Source organism: Streptosporangium sp. NPDC006007, from assembly GCF_040614315.1.
In the GTDB taxonomy this organism is placed as follows: Bacteria; Actinomycetota; Actinomycetes; order Streptosporangiales; family Streptosporangiaceae; genus Streptosporangium.
Genome location: NZ_JBEXUG010000020.1, coordinates 48,900 through 69,405 on the forward strand (window position 1 = coordinate 48,900; position 20,506 = coordinate 69,405).

The following is a 20,506-nucleotide window of genomic DNA, read 5'->3' on the forward strand; positions in this document are numbered from 1 at the left end:
GTCGCTGTTCATGGCATCTGTCCCCCTCATTCCCTCTGTCGCCCCTTGGTGGCGGTAGTCCGGCTCACGCGGCGGCCGGGGCGAGGATGTTCGACAGACGCCGCAGGCCGCGGGCGGTACGGGCCTTGACGGTGCCGAGCGGCACGCTCAGCCTCTCGGCGATCTCCCGCTGGGTCAGCTCGCCGTAGTAGGCCAGCTCGATGGCCTCGCGCTGCGGCGCGGGCAGCTCGGCCAGCGCCCGCTGAACCTGGTCGCGCTCCGCCATGCCGTCCCCGTGGGTCCGGCCGTCCGCGCCGGCCGGGTCGGCCACCACGTCCAGCGGCACCGTCCGCAGGGTCCGCACCCGCAGGTGGTCCACCGCCCGGTTGTGCGCGATGCCGAGCAGCCAGGCCGGCAGGCTGCGCGCCGGGTCGAAGCGGTGCCGTGACCGCCAGACCTCCGCGAACACGATCTGCTGCAGGTCCTCGACCTCCTGCGGGGCCACGAACCGCCGCAGGTAGGAGCGGACAAGCGAGCCGTGAGTACGGAAGCACTCGGCCAGTGCGGCGTCGTCGCCCTCGGCGAGCCGTGCGTTCAGGGTCTCTGTCATGGTGGCTCCCCTTGCCGAGAAAACCTATTCAAAACTTATTCATACCCCTCGGGCCTCCGTGATCGCAACCTCGGCCGGGGAGCCGGCGCGGCGGCGGCGCGGGGAGGGCGTGCCCGGCGGGGGCGGGACCGGCCCGGGGAGAAGAGGCTCGGAAGGGCGGCACCCGAGGAGGTCAGCGCAGGGCGGCACCGATCCGGGTGAGCGCCTCGGGGAACGAGGTGACGCGGGAGACCGACGCGGGCAGCCCGCCCCACCAGCCACCGCCGCCCACGACGATCCGGCTCGACGGGCGCAGCAGGGGCAGCGAGGCCAGTGGCGCGGGGTCACCGGTCTCCCGCCGCTGGGACCAGACGAAGACCACCGCGGGGCCGAGGCGGCGCATCGCGTCACCCAGCGCCGCGTACGGGGTCCGCGCGCCCAGCACGCGGGTCTCGACCCGGTACTCCACGGTGAGCACGGCGGCCAGCGCGTAGATCGGCAGGCAGTGCTGCTCGTCCTCGGCGCAGGCCAGCAGAACCGGCCGATCGTTGACGGGCCGGGCGGGACGCTCGACGAGCCGGATCAGCGCGGCCAGCACCCGGTCGGAGAACAGGTGCTCGACCTCGACGCCCGCGCCACTCTCGGCCTGGCGCGCGCAGATCGTCTCGAAGACCGGGAGCACCAGGCGCTCCCAGGTCCACATGACGCCGTGCCTGGCCAGCGCCTCGCCGATCCAGTCGGAGACGGCCTGGCTGTCCAGCGCGAACGCGGCCCGCGCCAGCATCGCCGCCGTGGGGATCTGGGGCCGGGGGCGTGACAGGCCGGCCGCCCCCTCGTCGGCCGCCCCCTCACCGGCGGAGTCCGGCCGGACGGTTCCGGTCCCCTCCGGGGCCGGGGAGGGGCGGGCGGGCCGCTCCTCCCGGACCGCGGGCGAGGGGACGCCCCGGGACCTCAGCACCTCGCGCGCCGCGTCGGCGGCCGGAACCCCGGTCCTGATGAGCCGGTTCATCTCCTCAAGGCGGCGCAGGTCGTCGGTGTCGTAGCGGCGGTGCCCGCCGGGGCTGCGACGGCTCGGCCCGATCCCGTAGCGCAGGTTCCAGGTGCGCAGCGTGGGGGCGGGCACGCCGAGCCGCCGGGCGACGGCCCCTATGCCGTAACCCGGCTCCTCCTCGGTGACCACCCGGCCCTGCTCGTCCATCGCCGTCTCACCCCGCTCCCACAGTCCCACGATCGCGGTACCAGCCTGCCAGCCGGTGTGGACGGTCGGTCCGTCCCGGACCTTCTTTCGCGTCCGCGGTCCCGGTGGATGCAACCACCGAGGGGCGGAGTCGCGAAGACCAGGCTGTGATGGACACCGTCATCGTGCTGTTCAACCGTGACCTCCGGGTGCACGACCATCCGGCGCTGGCCACCGCGTGCGCGGACGCCCGCCGTGTCGCCCCGCTGTTCGTGGTCGATCCCGTCCTGGCGCTCGGCCGCCGGACGGGCTTTCTGGCCGACTGCCTCGCCGACCTGCGCGAATCCCTCCGCGGCCGGGGCGGTGACCTGCTGATCCGGTGGGGCGATCCGGTGGCGGAGACGCTGCGGCTGGCCGGCGAGCTGTCGGCTCAGGCCGTCTACACCGGTGAGGACGTCAGCGCGTTCGCGCGGCGCAGGGAACGGCGGCTGGCCGAGGAGTGCGGACGGCACCGGATGGGGTTCCGCACCTTCCCCGGCGTGACGGTCGTGCCGCCCGGCGCGCTCAGACCCTCCGGCGGTGGCGACCACTACCGCGTCTTCACCCCCTACTGGCGGGCCTGGAACGGGTGGCGGCGCCGGGAGGTGCTGGACGCGCCGGATGTCGTGCCCGTCCCCCCACAGATGGAGGCCGGCCCGCTGCCCGTGCCGGGGCGGCTCGCGCCCAGGCTGTTCAGGGGCGGTGAGACGGTGGCACGAGAGCGGATGGCGCGGTGGCTGAAGCGCTCCGTGGCCGGCTACGCCGACGGCCACGACGACCTCGCGGGCAACCGCACCTCCAGGCTCAGCCCCTACCTGCGCTTCGGCTGCCTGTCACCGCTGGAGTTGGCGTCGCTCTCCGGCGGCGGCGGGCATCGCGGCGGCGATGGCGGGGGTGGCGACGACTACGTCAGGCAGCTGTGCTGGCGCGACTTCTTCCACCAGGTGACGTCCGCCTTCCCCCGCATCAGCCGGGACGACTACCGCCCGCGAGGGCAGGAGTGGCACGACGACGGGGACGCGGCGCAGGCGTGGAAGGAGGGCAGGACCGGGGTGCCGATCGTGGACGCGGGCATGCGCCAGCTGCTCACCGAGGGCTGGATGCACAACCGGGCCCGCATGATCGCGGCGTCGTTCCTGGTCAGGCGGTTGCGGGTGGACTGGCGTGTGGGGGCCGCGCACTTCTTCGAGCTGCTGCTCGACGGGGATGTGCCCAACAACTACGGCAACTGGCAGTGGGTGGCCGGGACGGGTAACGACACCCGGCCGAATCGGGTCGTCAATCCGGTCCGGCAGGCCAGGCGGTTCGATCCTCACGGGGAGTACATCCGGCGTTACCTACCGGAACTGGAGGCCGTACCGACGAGAACGCTCCATGAGCCGTGGCGGCTGCCCGCCGGGATCGGCGGCTACCCTCCGCCGCTGGTCTCGGTGGGCTGACACCCCTTCTCGCCGCGTGGGAGGCGGACGGGCCGGGGCGCGGACCGTGGCGCGGGGGGCCGCCGCACACCGAGGAGATGGGCGGCGAGTCCTGTGTTCCCGTTCCAAGTTCCCGATGTCCTGGTTGGGCTATCATTTGCGATTGAGCCGATCTACGGCTACCACGATCAGTGGCAGGGCGAGGTGGTGGCCGTGAGCGATCAACATCCTTTCGGTATCGATGTCAACACGCCCAACGTGGCCAGGATCTACGACTACATGCTCGGCGGCAAGGACAACTTCGCCGCCGACCGCCAGGCGGCCGAGCAGATCCTCAAGGCGTTCCCCGAGTCCCGCGAGGGGGTCCGGCTCAACCGGGAGTTCCTCGGCAACGCGGTCCGGCACCTGGTGAGCGAGGCGGGCATCCACCAGCTCCTGGACATCGGCGCGGGCCTGCCGACCCGTGACAACGTGCACCAGGTCGCCACCTCGGTCCTTCCCGAGGCCCGTACGGTCTACGTCGACAACGACCCCGTCGTCTGCGTGCACGGCAGGGCGCTGCTCGCCGGCGCCCCCACGGTCGCCATGATCGAGGGTGATCTCCGCTCTCCCGGGGAGATCTGGAGCGACGCCGTGGAGACGGGGCTGATCGTCCCCGCCGAGCCGGTCGCCGTCCTCCTCGTCGCGGTCCTGCACTTCCTCGACGACCCCTACGCCGAGGTCGCCAAGCTGCGGGAGATGATGGCGCCGGGCAGCTACCTGGTGCTCAGCCACCTGTCCTCGACCGAGGATCGCGGCAAGGACACCGACAGGGTGAGGCAGGTCTACGCGCGGACCCCGTCCGGCGTGGTTCCCCGCAGTCTCAAGGAGATCAAGGAGTTCTTCGGCGACTTCGAGATCCTGGACAGCGGCAGGTTCATCTCGGCCGGGGCGCTCAGGCGTTTTCAGATCCTCGGCTGGGCCGGGGTCGGCCACAAGGTCTGACCGGTCTTTGGCGCGCGGCCGGCCGGGGGAACCCGGGGCCACCCCCGAAGGCGCCGGGGTCTACCCGGCCTTCGAGCGGGAGGGCCGGCTCCGGGCCTCCGGGGATGGCTGAGAGATCGGTGCCGATCTCAGTGGTCGTGGTCGTGGTCGTGCTCGTCGTCCTCCTCCGAGGGGGCCTCGGAGGGTTCCACACCCAGCACGGCCTCCCGGGGCTCGACCTGCTCGATATGTTCGATCAGGCCCAGGACGTGGTCCGGCTCGATGAGCCACTGCAACGCGCTGGCCCCGCTCTCGTCGGCGGAGACCATCTCCGCCTGCTCCCTGCGCTCGTCATCGTCCAGATCGGCGTCCGGGTGGTTGATCTCCTTCAACGCGGCGTTCTGAAGTGCGGCGATGTCCCGCACCTCCACGGTCAGCTCAACGGTCAGGCGTAGATAGCGTTCGGTGCCCGATTCATCACTCATGGTGGAAATCCTAGTGCCCTGGAGGGGGATGATCGGACTATGGGAGCTTCCACTCCACCGGTGCCGCGCCCTGCCGCTGGAGAAGGTCGTTGGCGCGGCTGAAGGGGCGGGAGCCGAAGAAGCCGCTGCGGGCCGACAGGGGGCTCGGGTGGGCCGACTCGACGGCCGGGACGTCGCCGAGCATCGGGCGCAGCGAGCGGGCGTCCCGGCCCCACAGGATCGCCACCATCGGCCGGTCGCGGGCGACGAGGGCCTTGATGGCCTGCTCGGTGACCTCCTCCCAGCCCTTGCCCCGATGCGAGGCGGGCTTGCCCGGCGCGACGGTGAGCACCCGGTTGAGCAGCAGCACCCCCTGCTCGGTCCACGGGGTCAGGTCGCCGTTGGTCGGCATCGGCAGCCCGAGGTCCTCGGTGAGCTCCTTGTAGATGTTGCGAAGGCTGCCCGGGATCGGGCGCACGTCGGCGGCCACCGAGAAGCTCAGGCCGATCGGGTGGCCCGGTGTGGGGTAGGGGTCCTGTCCGACGATCAGGACCTTGACCTGGTCGAAGGGCTGCTGGAAGGCGCGGAGCACGTTGGCTCCCGAGGGGAGGTACTGCCTGCCCTCGGCGACCTCCCCGCGGAGGAAGTCACCCATTTCTGCGATCTTCCCGGCAACGGGTTCGAGGGCCTCGGCCCACCCGGCTTCCACGATTTCGTTCAAAGGACGTGCGGCCATGCGGAAGACCCTATCGGGGTTTGAGACCCGGTACGGCTGGCACCAGAAATCGGTGCGAGCCGTACCGGACCTGCCCCTTTATTTCACCGATCCCGCCATCATGCCCTGTACGAAATATCGCTGAAATGCGAAGAACAGGACTAACGGGATAATTAGCGACAGAAAGGCACCGGGAGCGAGAATGTCGATGTTGGTACCAAACTGCCGCATCTGAGACTGGAGAGCCTTGGTCATCGGCTGGTTCTCGGCGTCAGCGAAGACCAGCGCGACGAGCAGATCGTTCCAGACCCAGAGAAACTGGAAGATGCCGAGCGAGGCGACCGCGGGCTTGGCCAGCGGGAACACCACGGTCGAGAAGATCTTCCACTCGCCCGCGCCGTCCATCCGCGCCGCCTCAAGCAGCGAGCGTGGAATGCCCGCGAAGAAGTTGCGGAGCAGGAAGATGGCGAAGGGGAGACCGAAGGCGGTGTGGAAGAGCACCACACCGGTGATGGAGCCGAAGATCCCGACCGTGCCGTAGAGCTTCGCGATCGGGATCAGCGCGATCTGGACCGGCACCACCAGCAGGCCGACCACGACCAGGAAGAGCGCGTCCCTGCCGGGGAACTCCATCCAGGCGAAGGCGTAGGCCGCCATCGCCGCGATGCCGATCACCAAGGCGGTCGTGGGCACCGTGATGAACACGGTGTTCCAGAACGACGAGGTGAACCCGGTCGCCAGCAGGTCCGAGTAGCTTTTGAGGGTCAGCTCGGCCGGCTTGGTGAACACCGTCCACCAGCCGGTGGAGTTGTTGGCCGCCTCGTCGCGGATCGAGACCACGAACAGGCCGAGGGTGGGGACCAGCCAGAACACGCCGATCAGCACCAGGACGGCCTGGACGAGGCCGCCGCCGACCCGGTCGACGATCCGGCCGAGTGCGCCGCGCCGCGGAGTGCCGGCGGTGGAGGTCGTCACTGGTTGTCCCTCCTGAACCGGCGGATATTGATGATCATGAACGGGAGGACGAGGACCAGCAGGAAGACGGCCAGCGCGCTGCCCAGCCCCTGGTCGCCGCCCCCGCCGAACGAGACCCGCCACATCTCCAGCGCGATCACGTTGGCCTGCGGCTGCACCGACCCCGGAGCGATCACGAAGACCAGGTCGAAGACCTTCAGGGTATTGATGATCATCGTGACGAAGACGACGAGCAGCACCGGGGAGAGCAGCGGGACGGTGATCTTGCGGAAGACCTGCCACTCGGTGGCCCCGTCGATGCGGGCCGCCTCCAGCGCGTCACGCGGGATGGCCGAGAGCCCCGCCGCGATCAGCACCATGGCGAAACCGGCCCAGACCCAGATGAACGCTCCGATGATCGCCGGGGTGATCAGGGTCGGCCCGAGCCAGGGGACCCCGTTGAAGGCCGCCTCGAAGTTCGACCGCGGCAGCCGCAGGAGATGGTCACCCGGGGCCAGACCGGTGAAGCGGAAGGTCCCGTCGGTCCCGGTGACGGTGGTGGCCTGGACGGCGCCGTTCCGCACCGCCTCGACCGTCACCCCGGCCAGGGCCTTCTCTGTGCCGTCCACCTGGTTGAGCGTTCCGCCGCCCCCCTGGGTGAAGTCCACCCAGACGGTGCCGGCCAGCTCGCCGGGGCCCGGTTGGACGGTCTTCGCCGTCGCCGCGGAGGCGAGGCTGTCCGGTTTCACGCCCACCAGTGGGATGAGCACGGCCTGCCCGGGGCCGACGGGCCGCCTGGTCACCACCGCGCCGTCCCGGGCGGTGACCGGCGCTTCTTCGTTCTCCCTGGGCCGTGCGTCCGGGTAGCCCTGGTCGGAGCCGAAGACGTCCCGGACCGAGGTGATCACGGCGTTCGCCACGCCCCTGTCGGGGGCCTGCTCGTAGACCAGCCGGAATATGACGCCCGAGGCCATCAGGGAGACGGCCATCGGCATGAAGACGATCAGCTTGAACGCGGTCGCCCAGCGGATCCGCTCGGTCAGCACCGCGAAGATCAGGCCGATCACGGTGACCAGGGCCGGGGCCACCACGACCCAGATCAGGTTGTTCCTGATCGTGGTCAGGGTGGAGGAGTCGCTGAAGATCGACGCGTAGTTCTCGGCGCCGACGAAGGTGCCGCCGCCGGCGTCGAAGAGGCTGCGGAAGACCGAGTAGACGATCGGATAGATCACCATCGCGCCGAGCACGACCGCGCCGGGCAGCAGGAAGAGAATCGCCGGCCTGGGGGACGGGCCCAGCCTCCCGGCGCGGCCCGGGGCGGGAGGGGGCTCGGGGGTTTCGCGCGGTCTCAAGGAGGGCCCGCGGGCGGCGTCGCCGTCGCCGGGCGGACCCTGCGGGCCGTCCAACCGGTCGGTCACGGCCTGCCCCCCTACTTCCAGGCTTTCTTGGCCTCGTCCTCAAGCCTGCTCTGGATCGACGCGATGTCCGAGGGGTCGCGGACGAAGTCCTGCAGGAGCTTCCACTCGCCCTTGCCCTCGGTGCCGCCGAACGCGCTGGGCGCGAGGTCGGACATGTCGTAGCGGACCGCGTCACCGGCCGAGATGATCGTCTGGGCGAGCTTCTTGGTCAGCTCGGCCGGATAGTTGTCCGGTGAGACGTTGCGGTTGGGGGACAGGTAGCCGGGCAGCTTGGCCCAGATCTCGCCGCCCTCCTTGGAGGCGAGGAACTCAAGCAGCGCCATGGCCCCCTTGGAGTCCTTCAGCGCCACCGCGATGTCGCCGCCCAGCACGACCGGCTCGGTCTCGCCGGCCTTCGGGAACGCGAAGTACTTGGCCTCCTCGCCCAGCTTGGCGCCCGACTGCTCGGCCGAGGTGGCCACGAAGTCCGCCTCGATGACCATCGCCGACTTGTCCTGGCCGTAGACCTGGGTCACGCAGGTGGGGAAGTCGGTCTGCAGGGCCCCGGAGGGGCCGCCGAGCAGGAACTCCTTCTTGCCGACGAGCTGCCCGATCTTCTTCAGCGCGGTGGTCACGGTGGGGTCGGTCCAGGGGATCTCGTGCTTGGAGAGCTTGGTGTAGTTCTCCGGGCCCGCGCTGGACAGATACACGTTCTCGAACAGGTCCGTCAGGGTCCAGCCGGACGCGCCGCAGAGGGAGAAGGGCGGGGTGCCGGAGTCCGCGATCGTCTGGGCGGTCTTGACGAGGTCGTCCCAGGTGGCGGGCGGCTGCGCCCCGGCGTCCTGGAAGGCCTGGTCGCGATACCAGATGAGCGACTTGTGCGCCGCCTTCACCAGCACGCCGTAGACCTGGCCGTCGGCGGAGCCGAGCTCCTTCCAGTACGGGGTGTAGTTGTCGTCGATCTGCTTTCGCACCTCGGGGGTGAGCGGCTTGAGGGCCTTCTCCTTGGCGTACTGCTGGACCAGGCCGGGCTGGGGCAGGATCGCGATGTCCGGGGGGCTGCCACCCTGGATGCGCGGGCCGAGGTAGGCGCCGGTGTCCTCGCCGGTGGAGGCGTAGGTGACCTTGGCGCCGGTCTTGGCCTCGAACGCCTTGAGCACCTCCTGGAAGTTGGCCTGTTCGGAACCGGTCCACTTGGCGGCGACCTCGACGGTCACCCCGTTCAGGGGCTTGGCCGCGGGAGCGGACGTGCCGCCGCTCGCGGCGGGGGCGGGGGACTCCGCCTGGCCGCACGCGGCCAGTGCGAGCGCCAGCCCCGACATCGTCACCACGGCGATGGATTTACGCATGTTGAACAGACCTCCTGTGCCGGTGGAGCCCCCGATGCGCGCATCGGGGAAGAGAAGCTGAGAGAGGGAAGACGGATCGATGTGGGCTGACGTGGGCTGAGGTGGGCTGAGGTGGGCTGACGCGGACGGCCGGCGGGACGGCGGCTCGCGGGGAGTGCCGCCCCGGGTCACTGAGCTCGGATGATCTCGTTGAGCTGGCCTTTCATGGAGGTGACGACGTCGTCACCCGACTCCTTGAAGGGTGGGGTGAGCGCGTTGGAGACCGCACTGGCGATCACCAGGCTCACCTGGTTGTAGTTGGCGCCTGCCGGTCTCGGCCTGGCGGAGAGGATGCTCTGCTTGAGGACGGGGAGGTAGGGGAAACGCTTGATCAGGCCGGGGTCGTCGTACAGCTCGGTCCACACGGGTGGGAACGAGCCGTCGACGAGCACCCGGCGCTGGTTCTCCAGGCCGGTGAAGTAGCGGATGAACTCCACCGCGGACTTCTGCCGTTTGGAGTAGGCGCTGAGGGCGAGGTTGACCCCGCCCAGCGTGCCGGCCCCCGGGCCGCTCCGTCCCGGGAGCCGGGTGACGCCGAACTTGCGGGCGACCGCCGAGGTGGTGGCCGGGCCGTAGGCGTGCGGCCAGTTGCGGGCGAAGGCCAGGCGGCCCTCCTGGAAGGCCAGCCGCGACTCCTCCTCCTTGAAGGAGAGCGACTCCCGGGGGATCCACCCCTCGCGGAACCCGCCGACCAGGAAGTCGAGGGCCGCCTTCGCCTTCGCCACGTCCATGGTCACCTGGGTGCCGTCCCGGCTGAGGATCTGCCCGCCCGCCGACTGCACGGCCTCGGTGAAGTTGACGGTCAGGCCCTCGTAGGCCAGGAACTGCCCGGCGTAGCCGCCGATGCCGTACCTGTCGTGCAGCGCGCCGGCCTGCTCGCGCAGCTCCGCCCAGGTCCTGGGCGGTTTGAAGCCCTGCTTGGCGAGCAGGTCGCCGCGGTAGTAGAGCAGCCCGGCGTTGCTGGTGTAGGGCACCGCCCAGAGCTTGCCCCGGTAGAGCGCGGTGTCCACCACCGGTGGCAGGAACCGGTCCAGCGGGAACAGGCCGCGTTCGAGTGGCACGATCCAGCCCGCGTCGGCGAACTCCGCGGTCCAGACCACGTCGAGGCCGAGCACGTCGTAGCGGTCGCTCCCGGCCTGCAGGTTGGCGACCATCTGCGCGCGCTGCTCGTCGGCCGCCTCGGGAAGTTCGAGCAGGGTGGCCCGCTCCGCCGGGTGCGCCTCGTTCCACCGGTCGAGCAGCGGCTGCAGGTAGGCGGTCGTGTCACGCCCGATCACGAGGGTGAACGGGCCGCTCCCGCCGAGCCGCTCGGCCTTGCGCGCGACCGCTCCCGAACAGCCCGCCGTCACGGTCACGGTCACGGCGAGCGCGGCGAGAAGCGGTCGACGCATCGATTGCCTCCTCGCCTCGGGCGGATTACATACGTGTTAGGTAGATGCATTCATGTTATGCACAGCGTTAATGTGGACGTCAACGGATGGTGCCGTAACGCTCAGGTAACGAGCATGTCGAGGAGGTGACGGGGTGAGGCTGTCGTTGCTGGCGCTCCTCGCGAAGGAACCTGCCCACGGATACGAGCTGAAACAGTCTCTTGAGCAGATATTTGGCGGCGCGTACCCGTCGCCGAACATCGGGCAGATCTACGTCACGCTCGGCCGCCTCGAAAAGGACGGGCTGATCCGCGCCGTGGACGTCGAGCAGTCCAACCGGCCGAACAAGAAGGTGTACCACCTGACCGCCGCGGGCCGTGAGGCTCTGGACGTCTGGGCCGACGAGCCGGCCGAGGGGCCGAGGGTCCGTGACGAGTTCTTCATGAAACTCGTGCTGGCCCCGATGACCGGCCTCGCCGACCGGATGGCGTTGATCAGCCGTCAGCGGCGTCACTACCTCGGTCTCATGCGCGATCTCAACGGGCTCGCCGAGCGGACCGACCGCGGGGACCGCGTCGCGCTCCTGCTGATCGAGGGGGCCATGCTGCACCTGCAGGCCGACCTCGACTGGCTCGAACGCTGTCAGGAGGACCTGTTGTGAGCCCACCCCCCGTCGTCAGCACGGTCAACCTCGTCAAGATCTACCAGAACGGGGGCGTGCCGGTGCCCGCCGTACGGGGGGTGGATCTGCGGGTGACCTCGGGGGAGTTCGTCGCGATCATGGGGCCCTCGGGGTCGGGTAAGTCCACCCTGGTGCACATGCTCGGCGGCCTGGACACCCGCACCAGCGGAGAGATCTGGCTGGACGGCAGGCGGGCCGACACGCTGGGCGAGAGCGCCTGGGCGCTGCTCCGCCGGAAGAGGATCGGCTTTGTCTTCCAGTTCTTCAACCTGGTCGCCAACATGACCGTGGCCGACAACGTCGAGCTGCCCGCGCTGCTGGCGGGGGCCTCGTCCCGCGAGGCCCGCGAGCGCCGGGAGTACCTCCTCGGCGAGCTCGGGCTGACCGGCCGCGCCGACGCGTCCCCGGCCCAGCTCGCGGGCGGTGAGCAGCAGCGGGTCGCGCTGGCCCGCGCGCTGGCCAACCGGCCCAGCCTGCTCCTCGCCGACGAGCCCACCGGCAACCTCGACAGCCGCAACACCCGTGACGTCCTGCGCCTGCTCGGCGACGTCCACCGCGACGGGCAGACCGTCGTCCTGGTCACCCACGACGCCCGGGTGGCCGGTCTGGCCGACCGGGTGGTCTCCCTCTTCGACGGTGAGATCGTCGACGACGGCGTCATCGGCGCGACCCGCCGCCGCCCGCGGGGCACCGCGGGCGACGTCGTCGAGCTGAGGGGATAGCCGATGCGCGGTTCCCCCGACGTCTTCCCCGACGTCTCCCCCGGCCCGGCGGGGCCGGATCGGAGCCCGGGGGCCGGGACGTGAGCACCCTGCGGGCCTCGGTCAGGTGGATCCGGGCCGACCTCAGGGCGCGGCGGGGGCAGGCGCTGCTGACCGTGCTCGTGGTGGCGGGCATCGTCACGGCGCTCATCACCTCGGCGACGCTCCTGGAGGATGGGACCAATCCGTGGCGGGGCCTGTTCGCCGAGTCCAGGGGCGCCCACGTGTGGATCCACACCAGGGACGCCCCCGACGTGGCCGCGCTGTCGCGGTTGCACGGCGTGGTCCGGGTGGCCGGGCCGTACCGGACGGCCCCCGTCATGCTCACCATGGACGGCAGGAAGTCCCCGGTGGCGCTGCGGGGGATGGAGCCGGCGCCTCCCCCGGTGGCCGTGCCCCTGGTCCGCCGGGGCCGGTGGCTGCGCGCCGGCGACGTCGACGGGGTGGTCGTCGAGCGGTCCTTCGCCGAGGCGCTCGACCTGCGGGTGGGCGGTCCCTTCACCGTCACCGCGCTCAACGGCGCCTCGCACCCGCTGACCGTGCTGGGCCTGGCCGACACCGCCGACCAGGGCTTCTATCCCGAGACGACTCCGGGCCTGGCCTGGACCCTGACCTCCACCCTCGCCGGGATCGAGCCCGCGCTGGGCCGCAGCGAGTCGGTCACCGGGCTGCGGCTCGCCGACGGCGAGGACACCCTGCCGGTCGTGCACGGCGCGGTCACCCTGCTGGCGGGGCAGGTCCAGCGCATGTCGACCTGGCGCGAGGTTCGCGCCTCCATGGAGCTGGACAACCGGCTGCTCGGCCTGCTGCTCGCGCTGTTCGGCGTCGCCGGGCTGGTCGCCGCGGCCCTGGCCATCGCCAACGCGGTGGGCGGCCGGGTGCTCACCCAGACCCGGGACATCGCCACCCTCAAGTCCCTCGGCTACACCCGTGGCCAGATCTTCGGCCTGCTCATGGCGGAGCACGGCGCGCTGGGCCTGCTCGGCATCGCCGCCGGGCTGCTCTGCGGGCGGCTCGTCGCCGCCCTCGCGCTGGACGGCATGCCGGTCCTGCCGCTCTCACCGATCCCGCTGCTCGCGATCGCGGCCGGTACCGCCGCGACCGTTTTCGTGGCGGTGGCCCTGCCCGCCTGGCGCGGCGGTCGCACGCCGCCCATCCCCTCGGCCCCCGCCTCCCCTCCGGGAGGACGGCTGTCGCGGCTGGCCCGGCTGGCCTTCCTGGTACGGCTGCCGCCCGCCCTCGTCCTGGGCACCCGCGACGCCTTCACCAGGCGCGTCCCCGCGCTGCTGAGCATCGTCGGCCTCGCCGTCCCGATGATGATGATCACGATCGGGCTCGGCTGCTGGGCCACCCTGGACGACTTCCTGCGCCACCCCGAGCGGGTGGGCCAGGCGGCGGCGCTCACCGTGCTCCCGGACAAGCTCCCCGCCGAGGACGCCGCCCGCCTGGCCGGGGCCGATCCCGATGTGGCGGCGGTCTACCCCGGCAGCGAGGTCTCCGCGCTGGAACCCGAGCAGACCCGGAGCGTGCCGGCCCGCGCCCTGGGCACCTCCGCCGCCCCCTACCCCTTCTCGGTGGTGGAGGGGCGGATGTTCGCCGCCAGGGGCGAGGCCGTCGCGGGACAGGGGCTGCTCGACCTGATGGGGGTGAAGATCGGCGACCGCGTCCGGATGACCGTCGGCGGCACGCCGCTGATCGTGCACATCGTGGGCCGGGTGGTGGAGCCCGACCAGGACGGTGAGGTGCTCTCCCTCGGCATGGACAGCCTGGCCGCCAAGGACGCGGTGCCGCCGCAGTTCTACAGCCTGGTGCTCAGGCCGGGGGCCGACCCGGCGGCGGTCCGGGCTCGGCTGCTGGCCGCCTCGGGCGAGGCGCTGGAGGTCGAGCGGGTGGTCAACCCGGCCGAACGGCTCGTGGTGATCCGGGGGGTGATCGTGGCGCTGATCGTGGTGCTCGCGCTGCTCGGCCTGGCCAACCTGCTGACCGCCGCCGCCCTCGGCCTGCGTGACCACGCGCTGGACCTGGCGGTGCTCAAGGCCATGGGCCTCACCCCGAGGCAGGTGGCGGCCACCCTGGTCACCGGGACCGGGCTGCTCGTCGTGCTGGGTGTGATCGCGGGCACCCTGGCGGGGGTCTCGGTCGTCGGCGAACTGATCGACCTGCAGGGACGGACCAGCGGCGTCGGCGCGGGCATCGGCCGCGCCCCCGCGCCGCTGACTCTGGCCGTGGCCGTGGCCACCGCGATCGGTGCGGCCCTGCTGGTCACGCTGATCCCCGCGCGCAGGGCCGCCCGCGCTCAGGTCCCGGTGACGGCGAGATAGGCGACCGGCGGGGAAGCGGTGCGGCCGGAGCCGCACCGAGAGGGTCAGCGGCGGGTGAGGGAGAACCAGTAGAAGCCGTGGCCGGGCAGGGTCAGCAGGTAGGGCAGGCTGCCCACCAGGGGGAACGGCACCCCGCCCCTGGCCTCCACCGGGGTCATGCCCTCGAAGCGCTGCAGGTCCAGTTCCACCGGCTGCGGATACTTCGACAGGTTGTTGACGCAGAGCATCACGTCGCCCCCGTCCTCGCGGACGAAGGTCAGCACCGCCGGGTTGCTGGACCACAGCTCGTTGTAGAGGCCGGTGCCGAAGACCGGGTGGTCGCGGCGGATCTGGAGCATCCTTCTGGTGAAGTGGAGCAGCGACGCGGGGTTCCGCTGCTGGGCCTCCACGTTGACCGCCTGGTAGCCGTAGATCGGGTCCATCACGACGGGCAGGTAGAGACGCCCGGGGTCGGCCTGGGAGAAGCCGGCGTTGCGGTCCGGGCTCCACTGCATCGGGGTGCGGACCGCGTCGCGGTCCTCCAGCCAGATGTTGTCGCCCATGCCGATCTCGTCGCCGTAGTACATGACCGGCGAGCCGGGCAGCGACAGCAGTAGCGCGGTGAACAGCTCGATCTGGTCGCGGTGGTTTTCGAGGAGCGGGGACAGGCGGCGCCGGATGCCCAGGTAGGCCCGCATCCGCGGGTCCTTGGCGTACTCGGCGTGCATGTAGTCGCGTTCCTCGTCGGTGACCGTCTCCAGGGTCAGCTCGTCGTGGTTGCGCAGGAAGATGCCCCACTGGGCGCTGTCGGGGAGCTTCGGGGTCCGGGACATGATCTCGGAGATCGGCTCGCGGCTGCCGCGCCGTACGGCCATGAAGATGCGCGGCATGAGCGGGAAGTGGAAGGCCATGTGACACTCGTCACCGCCGACGGACGGGTCGCCGAAGTACTCCACCACGTCCTCGGGCCAGCCGTTGGCCTCGGCCAGCAGCACCCGGTCGGGGAAGAGGCGGTCCACCTCGGCGCGGACCTTCTTCAGGTAGGCGTGGGTCTCCGGCAGGCCGGAGCAGTTGGTGCCCTCACGCTCGAAGAGGTACGGCACCGCGTCCAGGCGGAAGCCGTCGATGCCCAGGTCCAGCCAGAACCGCAGCACCTCCAGCATGGCCTCCTGCACCGCGGGGTTGTCGTAGTTCAGATCGGGTTGGTGGTGGAAGAACCGGTGCCAGTAGTACTGCTTGCGGACCGGGTCGTAGGTCCAGTTGGACTCCTCGGCGCCGACGAAGATGATCGGGGCGTCGGGGTAGGAGGCCGGGTCGTCCGACCAGACGTAGAAGTCGCCGTAGGGGCCCTCGGGGTCGTGGCGCGAGGCCTGGAACCACGGGTGCTTGTCGCTGGTGTGGTTCATCACCAGGTCGGTGACGATGCGCAGGCCACGCCGGTGGGCGGACTCGATGAGCTGCACGAAGTCCCCGAGATCACCGAAGTCCGGCAGGATCTTCATGTAGTCCGAGATGTCGTAGCCGCCGTCGCGGAGCGGCGACTCGTACAGCGGGAGCAGCCAGAGGCAGTCCACGCCGAGCCACTGGAGGTAGTCCAGCTTCTCGATCAGGCCGCGCAGGTCTCCGGTGCCGTCCCCGTTGGAGTCGGCGAACCCCCGGACCAGCACCTCGTAGAAGACCGCTCGCTTGTACCACTGCGGATCGGCCGAGATGAAATCCTCGGGCACGGATTCCGGGCAGGGGGATGCGTTCATCGTGTTCTCGCTCACAGTGAGAAAGGGCAGGACGAAGTCACCGGATTGTCCGGTTGTGATGTGTGATGACCGCGCCGGCGGGAGCCGTCATCCCCACGAACTCCATGGCCTCGGTCGGACCGAATTTGTGATTCGATGCCGTCCGTTGTAGCGCTTTCTGGGCCGAAGACTACCAGCCGTGTGAGTGCTTCGAAGCCCCTCGATGAGACAGCCCCCTCCGGGTTCCACGGAATTTCCCCGGGCATCGCACCGTACCCCCGTAATCATGCTGTTACTTATCGTTTTTTTTCCTGAAACATGCGATAGGCACCCCGCTGACCTCGGCCGCCGTCCCGGGAGCGTGCCGTGGGCGCAGGTCCGTGCCCGCCGGGATTTCCGGTCCGCCGGACCTGCGCGGACCGCCCGAGAACGCCCGCCCGCCGGCCGGTTCCACGGCTGCCGCCTCCGGGCCGCGGGATCGGCGGCGCCCCCGGGCGCCCCTGTCGCCGGGCGTCCGAAGTTTTACCTAAGAGGCGGCGCGGGCGCCCCGGCCGCGGAGCGACGGTGAGCCCAGGCGGGTCAGGCCGTCCACGGCGGGGCGAGATCGGGGAGCCGGTCCTCGTAGTCACCCAGCCAGACCCCGAACAGCACCAGACTCCGCACCCAGAACCGGTCGTTCCAGCCGTTGAACCGGGCCAGGGCGTCCGGCCCCTCGGCCACCACCGCGTGCAGCTGCTCCGACAGCAGCGAGGGGACCCGGTCCGCGACCCGGGAGAGCATCCGGTGACCGTACTCCCTGGCGGGCGCGGCGGTCGAGCGCAGCGCGACCCTGCGGAGCGGCTGCTTGACCACGTTGGTGGAGGGCAGGGCCGCGACGCGCGGATTGGCCGCGTGCAGCAGCTCCCGATAGAACCGGCCCCGATCCTTGCGGGCCACCCCCACCGAGAGCGCGGCGTCGAAGAAGGCCGGATGCATGAACGGCGCCACGAACGACACCTCGGGGCCGACCAGGTTGACCGGGGAGCGGGCGATGCCCCTGGCGGTCCTGGTGTGCAGCACCGACAGCGGCAGCTCGGCCCGGTGACCGTTCAGCATCGAGGTCGACTGGGCGAACGCCGCGCCGACCGAGGAGGTGATCCAGGCCGCGGCCTCCTCGGACAGGAACGGCACCGACGGGGCGCCCAGCGCCAGGGAGCCGAGCAGCGCCGCCTTCCGCCCCGCCTCCGAGGATGCCTCCAGCGCGGCCCCGCTGACCATGAAGTTCTTCAGCAGCGGGCCCCCCGCCAGCCCGTCCACCAGCGTCCGGCCCGCCTGGTGCACCTCGCGGGCGAACGGGGTGTACCAGGCGTGGTGCGGAGTGAGGAACTCCAGCCGCCGCGCGACCGCCAGCGCGTCCTCGGGATAGGCCGAGGCGTCCTGGGCGATCACGCGGTGCCGTACACCCAGCTCACGGGTTATCGCGCGGGCGAAGTCGATGTCGGTGTCGGTGCCGTCGTCGGGGCTGGTCGTCCACGACTCCACGTCGGCGTCCCGCGCCACCGCGACCGAGCAGAGCAGCCGCGAGTCGTAGCCGCCGCTGACCGGCACCAGCAGCGGCCGCCCGTCGAACTCCTTGTAGACCTCGTGCAGGATCTCCAGCAACTCCTGTGTCGTACACCCCGCCTCGAACGGCTCCTCGCGCAGCCAGCGCGGCAGCCTCCGCTCGGTCGAGATCCGGCCCGACGCCCGGTCGAAGACCAGCGCCCCGGCCCCGGCCAACCGCTTGACCTGCGCGTACGGGGTGTCATCGCGGAGCGGGAAGGTCAGCTGGATGATCGCGGCCCAGGCGTCCCAGTTGACCTCGTACGGCGTGCGCGCCAGCGACAGCAGAGGCTCCAGCAGCGAGGAGAAGTAGACCGCCCCGTCCCTGAACAGGTAGTAGACGTCCACCAGACCGAGCCCGCCGGCGTGCAGCGCGATCCGCCTGCCGTCGTTGATCAAGCCGGGCGTCTCGAACTCCTCGGCCACGCCGATCCAGGTGGCGGCCCCCGCCGGGGTGCGCTCCCCCCAGGCGAACGCCCAGGTCCGCTCGTCCCGCCGGTAGGGCGGCAGCGGGGAGGAGCTGAACAGCGCGGCCTCGGGCGTCCGCAGCGCCGGTCTCACCCGGGGGCCGGCCTCTCGCAGCGTCTTCAGGGCGGCCTCGTCGAGGTGGCCGACGCCGCCGCAGACGTACGGCCTCACATTGAACGTCGGCCACTGCACCGTGCTGACTCCTCTGTGTCGCGATTGACCAAAGGGTATCCTTTGCCCGGCTCACGAATTCGGAGGACGGCGTGGCGGACGGGCAATTGGAAAGCACGCGGCTGGCTTTGCGGGAGGCCATGGCCGAGGCGGAGCGGGCCGCGGAGCTGGCCCGCCTGCTGGACGCGGCACAGGCGAGGGTCACCGAGGCGGAACGGGCGGCCGAGGGGCTGCGCGGGCTCCAGGAGCGCCTGGCCGAGACCGAGGAGCAGCTCCGAGCCGTGCAGGCGGCCGAGGAGAAGCTCCGCAGGGACCTGGCCGAGCAGCGTTACCAGGCCGAGGTGGCGAAGTGGAAGCTGTCGTCGGTGCAGGTGGCCCGCTGGTCCCGCCTCGGTGACGCCATCAAGACGGGCAAGAGCAACCCGGTGAGGCTGGCGCGCGGCCTGCGCGGAGCCGCCAAACCCGCCAAGCGCCCGAGCGCGCCCAAACGCCAGCCCGTCCCGCAGAAGACCTCGGCCAAGCCGGTCCCCGGCGCGTCCTTCCAGGCCACCACGTCCACCAGGACGGTCGGTGGCAGGTCGGTCAAGCTCAAACCCTTCCGCGTCCCGACCGGGCCGAACACCCGTCCGCACCTGACCGCGGCCGTCGTCGCCGAACCGCACGCCGAGGCGCTGCTGCGCTACGAGTGGCGGCAGACGACCGGTTTCACGCCCAGGGACTTCGCCCGGGTGCTGGCGGCCGAGGTCCCGCACCTGCTGCTGGTCGAGTCGGTCACCACCGGCCCGTGGGCCGGGGAGCTGGACAATCCGGGGGAGGGGCTGCGCACGCTGCTGTCCTGGTGCGCCGAGCGGGGCATTCGCACGGTCTTCTGGCACACCGGCGGCGAGGTAGAGCGTTCCGTGGCCGCCGCGGCGCTGTTCGAGCACGTCGTCACCGCGCTGCCCAAGTCGGTGGGGGCCTGGGCGGCGGCCCTGGCGGCGCGCGAGCCGGAGCCTGGTCGCAGGCCGCCGTCGCTGGGACTGCTGCCGTTCGCCGTGCAGCCCCGGGTGCACAACCCGCTGCCGCTGGCCGGAGACCGGTTCGACCGGGTGCTCCCCCTGGACGAACTGCTCCCCGGGCACCTGTCGTATCCGGACGTGCTCACCTCCTACCGGTGGCCCAGGGCGGTGGACTGCCCGCCGGGCACGGACGCCTGGCGGATGGCCGAGCTGGCCGCCTGCGGCACGCCGATCGTGGCGTCGCGCCCGGCGAGGGCCGGGCGGGGCGCGGAACCCGCCACACCCGGTGCCGCGGGCCTCACCACCGGCGCCGATTCCGGCACCGGCGCGGGCGGCGGTGCCGACGCACGCCGGGCCCACGCGGCGCTCCGCCAGGTCTACGGCACGGGAACGATGACCCAGAAGGTCGACGATCTGCTGGACGCGGTCGGGCTCCCCAGCGCCCGCGCCACCCTGGACATCTCGGTGATCATGATTGACCGGGGCGACCTCGACCACACCCTGGCCCAGGTCGTGCCGCAGAAGGGCGTCGTCCAGCTGGTGCTGCTCTCGGACGCCGAGGACGCCGCGGAGCGGGCCAGGGCCGCGCTGCCCGACCGGGTGGACGTCGTGGTCCGCGGCCACGACCCCGAGCTCACCGTCGGAGCCCGGCTGAACCGCGCCCTCGACCTGTGCGAGGGCGACCTGGTGGCGGTCATGGACGCCCAGGACATGTACGGCGAGCACTACCTGGCCGACCTGGCCAGGCCCTTCCTGTTCACCACGGCCGACATCGTGGGCAAGGCGGCCTACTACGCCCATCTGCGTGACGTCGCCGCGACGGTGCTGCGCCAGCCGTCCGCCGAGTACTCCTACCTCCCCGAGGTCGCCGGGGCCACGCTGCTGGCCCGCCGTACCGTCCTGCGCGGGATCGGGTTCGCCGACGTCTCCGAGGGCTGGGACCAGGTGCTGATGCGGCAGTGCCGTATGGACGGGATCAAGGTCTTCTCTGCGGACCGCTTCGGGTACGTCCGGCTCCGCGACCGCGACCGCTGGCTTCTCGGCTCGGCGCAACTGGTCGACTACGGGCCGCCGGAGGAGCACGCCCTGATCTGACAGGGTCCTCTTCTCGCCTGGTTGGCGGGTGAGCCGGTGTAGTTTTTACGGGCTGGGGATCGGTCGTTCCGGGTGGGCCTCTTCCAGCACGCCCGTGAGTGGGCCCCGCACGCGCGGGGATGGTCCGGAACGCGACCACTGGAGAACCCGGATCGAGCCGTCGGCCCCGCACCCGCGGGGATGATCCGTCCTGGCTCCCGCCCGGCGCCGCGCACGCTCGGTCGCACACCGCGCGGTGCGGCCCGACCTGTTCGAGGGGCGCCG

Annotated in this window: 16 protein-coding genes; 6 read left to right on the forward strand and 10 right to left on the reverse strand. The window is 71.2% G+C overall.

Translation table 11 applies throughout. From position 1 onward, the window contains the following. Window positions 1-64: 64 nt before the first annotated feature. Complete coding sequence (locus ABZ194_RS17480; protein WP_355597315.1) at window positions 65-589, reverse strand: sigma-70 family RNA polymerase sigma factor; 525 nt, start codon at window positions 587-589, stop codon at window positions 65-67. 172 nt (window positions 590-761) lie between these two features. Continuing rightward, window positions 762-1,796 (reverse strand): MerR family transcriptional regulator, encoded by a 1,035-nt coding sequence (locus tag ABZ194_RS17485; protein WP_355597317.1) that lies wholly within the window; start codon window positions 1,794-1,796, stop codon window positions 762-764. Between the two features lie 119 nt (window positions 1,797-1,915). Here ABZ194_RS17485 and ABZ194_RS17490 point away from each other — a divergent pair, with 119 nt between their 5' ends. Both ABZ194_RS17490 and ABZ194_RS17495 read left to right on the forward strand, forming a co-directional pair. Further along, a complete protein-coding gene (locus tag ABZ194_RS17490) occupies window positions 1,916-3,223 on the forward strand; it encodes a deoxyribodipyrimidine photo-lyase (protein ID WP_355597319.1) in 1,308 nt (435 codons plus the stop codon). 192 nt (window positions 3,224-3,415) lie between these two features. Further along, window positions 3,416-4,186, forward strand: coding sequence for an SAM-dependent methyltransferase (locus ABZ194_RS17495; RefSeq protein ID WP_355597321.1), 771 nt, complete (start codon window positions 3,416-3,418; stop codon window positions 4,184-4,186). Between the two features lie 128 nt (window positions 4,187-4,314). Here ABZ194_RS17495 and ABZ194_RS17500 read toward each other — a convergent pair whose 3' ends face one another. From ABZ194_RS17500 to ABZ194_RS17525, 6 genes are all read right to left on the reverse strand, one after another. Continuing rightward, window positions 4,315-4,650 carry a hypothetical protein gene (locus tag ABZ194_RS17500; RefSeq protein ID WP_355597324.1) on the reverse strand — a complete coding sequence of 112 codons (336 nt, stop codon included), beginning with the start codon at window positions 4,648-4,650 and terminating at the stop codon, window positions 4,315-4,317. Between the two features lie 37 nt (window positions 4,651-4,687). Continuing rightward, window positions 4,688-5,365 carry a uracil-DNA glycosylase gene (locus ABZ194_RS17505; RefSeq protein ID WP_355597326.1) on the reverse strand — a complete coding sequence of 226 codons (678 nt, stop codon included), beginning with the start codon at window positions 5,363-5,365 and terminating at the stop codon, window positions 4,688-4,690. A 78-nt stretch (window positions 5,366-5,443) separates the two neighbouring features. Beyond that, entirely contained in the window at window positions 5,444-6,319 is an 876-nt protein-coding gene (locus ABZ194_RS17510; protein WP_355597328.1) for a carbohydrate ABC transporter permease, read from the reverse strand. Beyond that, complete coding sequence (locus tag ABZ194_RS17515) at window positions 6,316-7,716, reverse strand: ABC transporter permease subunit (protein ID WP_355597330.1); 1,401 nt, start codon at window positions 7,714-7,716, stop codon at window positions 6,316-6,318. Before ABZ194_RS17515 ends, ABZ194_RS17510 begins: the two co-directional genes overlap by 4 nt. An 11-nt stretch (window positions 7,717-7,727) precedes the next feature. After that, a complete protein-coding gene (locus ABZ194_RS17520; protein ID WP_355597332.1) occupies window positions 7,728-9,044 on the reverse strand; it encodes an ABC transporter substrate-binding protein in 1,317 nt (438 codons plus the stop codon). Between the two features lie 167 nt (window positions 9,045-9,211). After that, window positions 9,212-10,474 carry an ABC transporter substrate-binding protein gene (locus ABZ194_RS17525; protein ID WP_355597334.1) on the reverse strand — a complete coding sequence of 421 codons (1,263 nt, stop codon included), beginning with the start codon at window positions 10,472-10,474 and terminating at the stop codon, window positions 9,212-9,214. A 133-nt stretch (window positions 10,475-10,607) separates the two neighbouring features. Between ABZ194_RS17525 and ABZ194_RS17530 the strand changes: the two genes are divergently transcribed. The 3 genes from ABZ194_RS17530 (at window position 10,608) to ABZ194_RS17540 (ending at window position 14,217) form a co-directional block, all read left to right on the forward strand. Continuing rightward, window positions 10,608-11,114 (forward strand): PadR family transcriptional regulator, encoded by a 507-nt coding sequence (locus ABZ194_RS17530; protein WP_355597336.1) that lies wholly within the window; start codon window positions 10,608-10,610, stop codon window positions 11,112-11,114. Then, window positions 11,111-11,857: an ABC transporter ATP-binding protein gene (locus ABZ194_RS17535; protein WP_355597338.1), complete on the forward strand. Its 747-nt coding sequence runs from the start codon at window positions 11,111-11,113 to the stop codon at window positions 11,855-11,857. Before ABZ194_RS17530 ends, ABZ194_RS17535 begins: the two co-directional genes overlap by 4 nt. A gap of 80 nt (window positions 11,858-11,937) precedes the next feature. Next, complete coding sequence (locus ABZ194_RS17540) at window positions 11,938-14,217, forward strand: FtsX-like permease family protein (protein ID WP_355597340.1); 2,280 nt, start codon at window positions 11,938-11,940, stop codon at window positions 14,215-14,217. 44 nt (window positions 14,218-14,261) lie between these two features. Here ABZ194_RS17540 and treS read toward each other — a convergent pair whose 3' ends face one another. Then, complete coding sequence (gene treS, locus ABZ194_RS17545; protein WP_355597342.1) at window positions 14,262-15,950, reverse strand: maltose alpha-D-glucosyltransferase; 1,689 nt, start codon at window positions 15,948-15,950, stop codon at window positions 14,262-14,264. Window positions 15,951-16,508: 558 nt separating this feature from the next. Beyond that, the gene (locus ABZ194_RS17550; RefSeq protein WP_355597344.1) at window positions 16,509-18,170 is read right to left on the reverse strand and encodes an asparagine synthetase B family protein; all 1,662 of its coding nucleotides are present in this window, start codon (window positions 18,168-18,170) and stop codon (window positions 16,509-16,511) included. Between the two features lie 71 nt (window positions 18,171-18,241). Between ABZ194_RS17550 and ABZ194_RS17555 the strand changes: the two genes are divergently transcribed. Then, window positions 18,242-20,242: a glycosyltransferase gene (locus ABZ194_RS17555; RefSeq protein ID WP_355597346.1), complete on the forward strand. Its 2,001-nt coding sequence runs from the start codon at window positions 18,242-18,244 to the stop codon at window positions 20,240-20,242. Window positions 20,243-20,506: the final 264 nt, after the last annotated feature.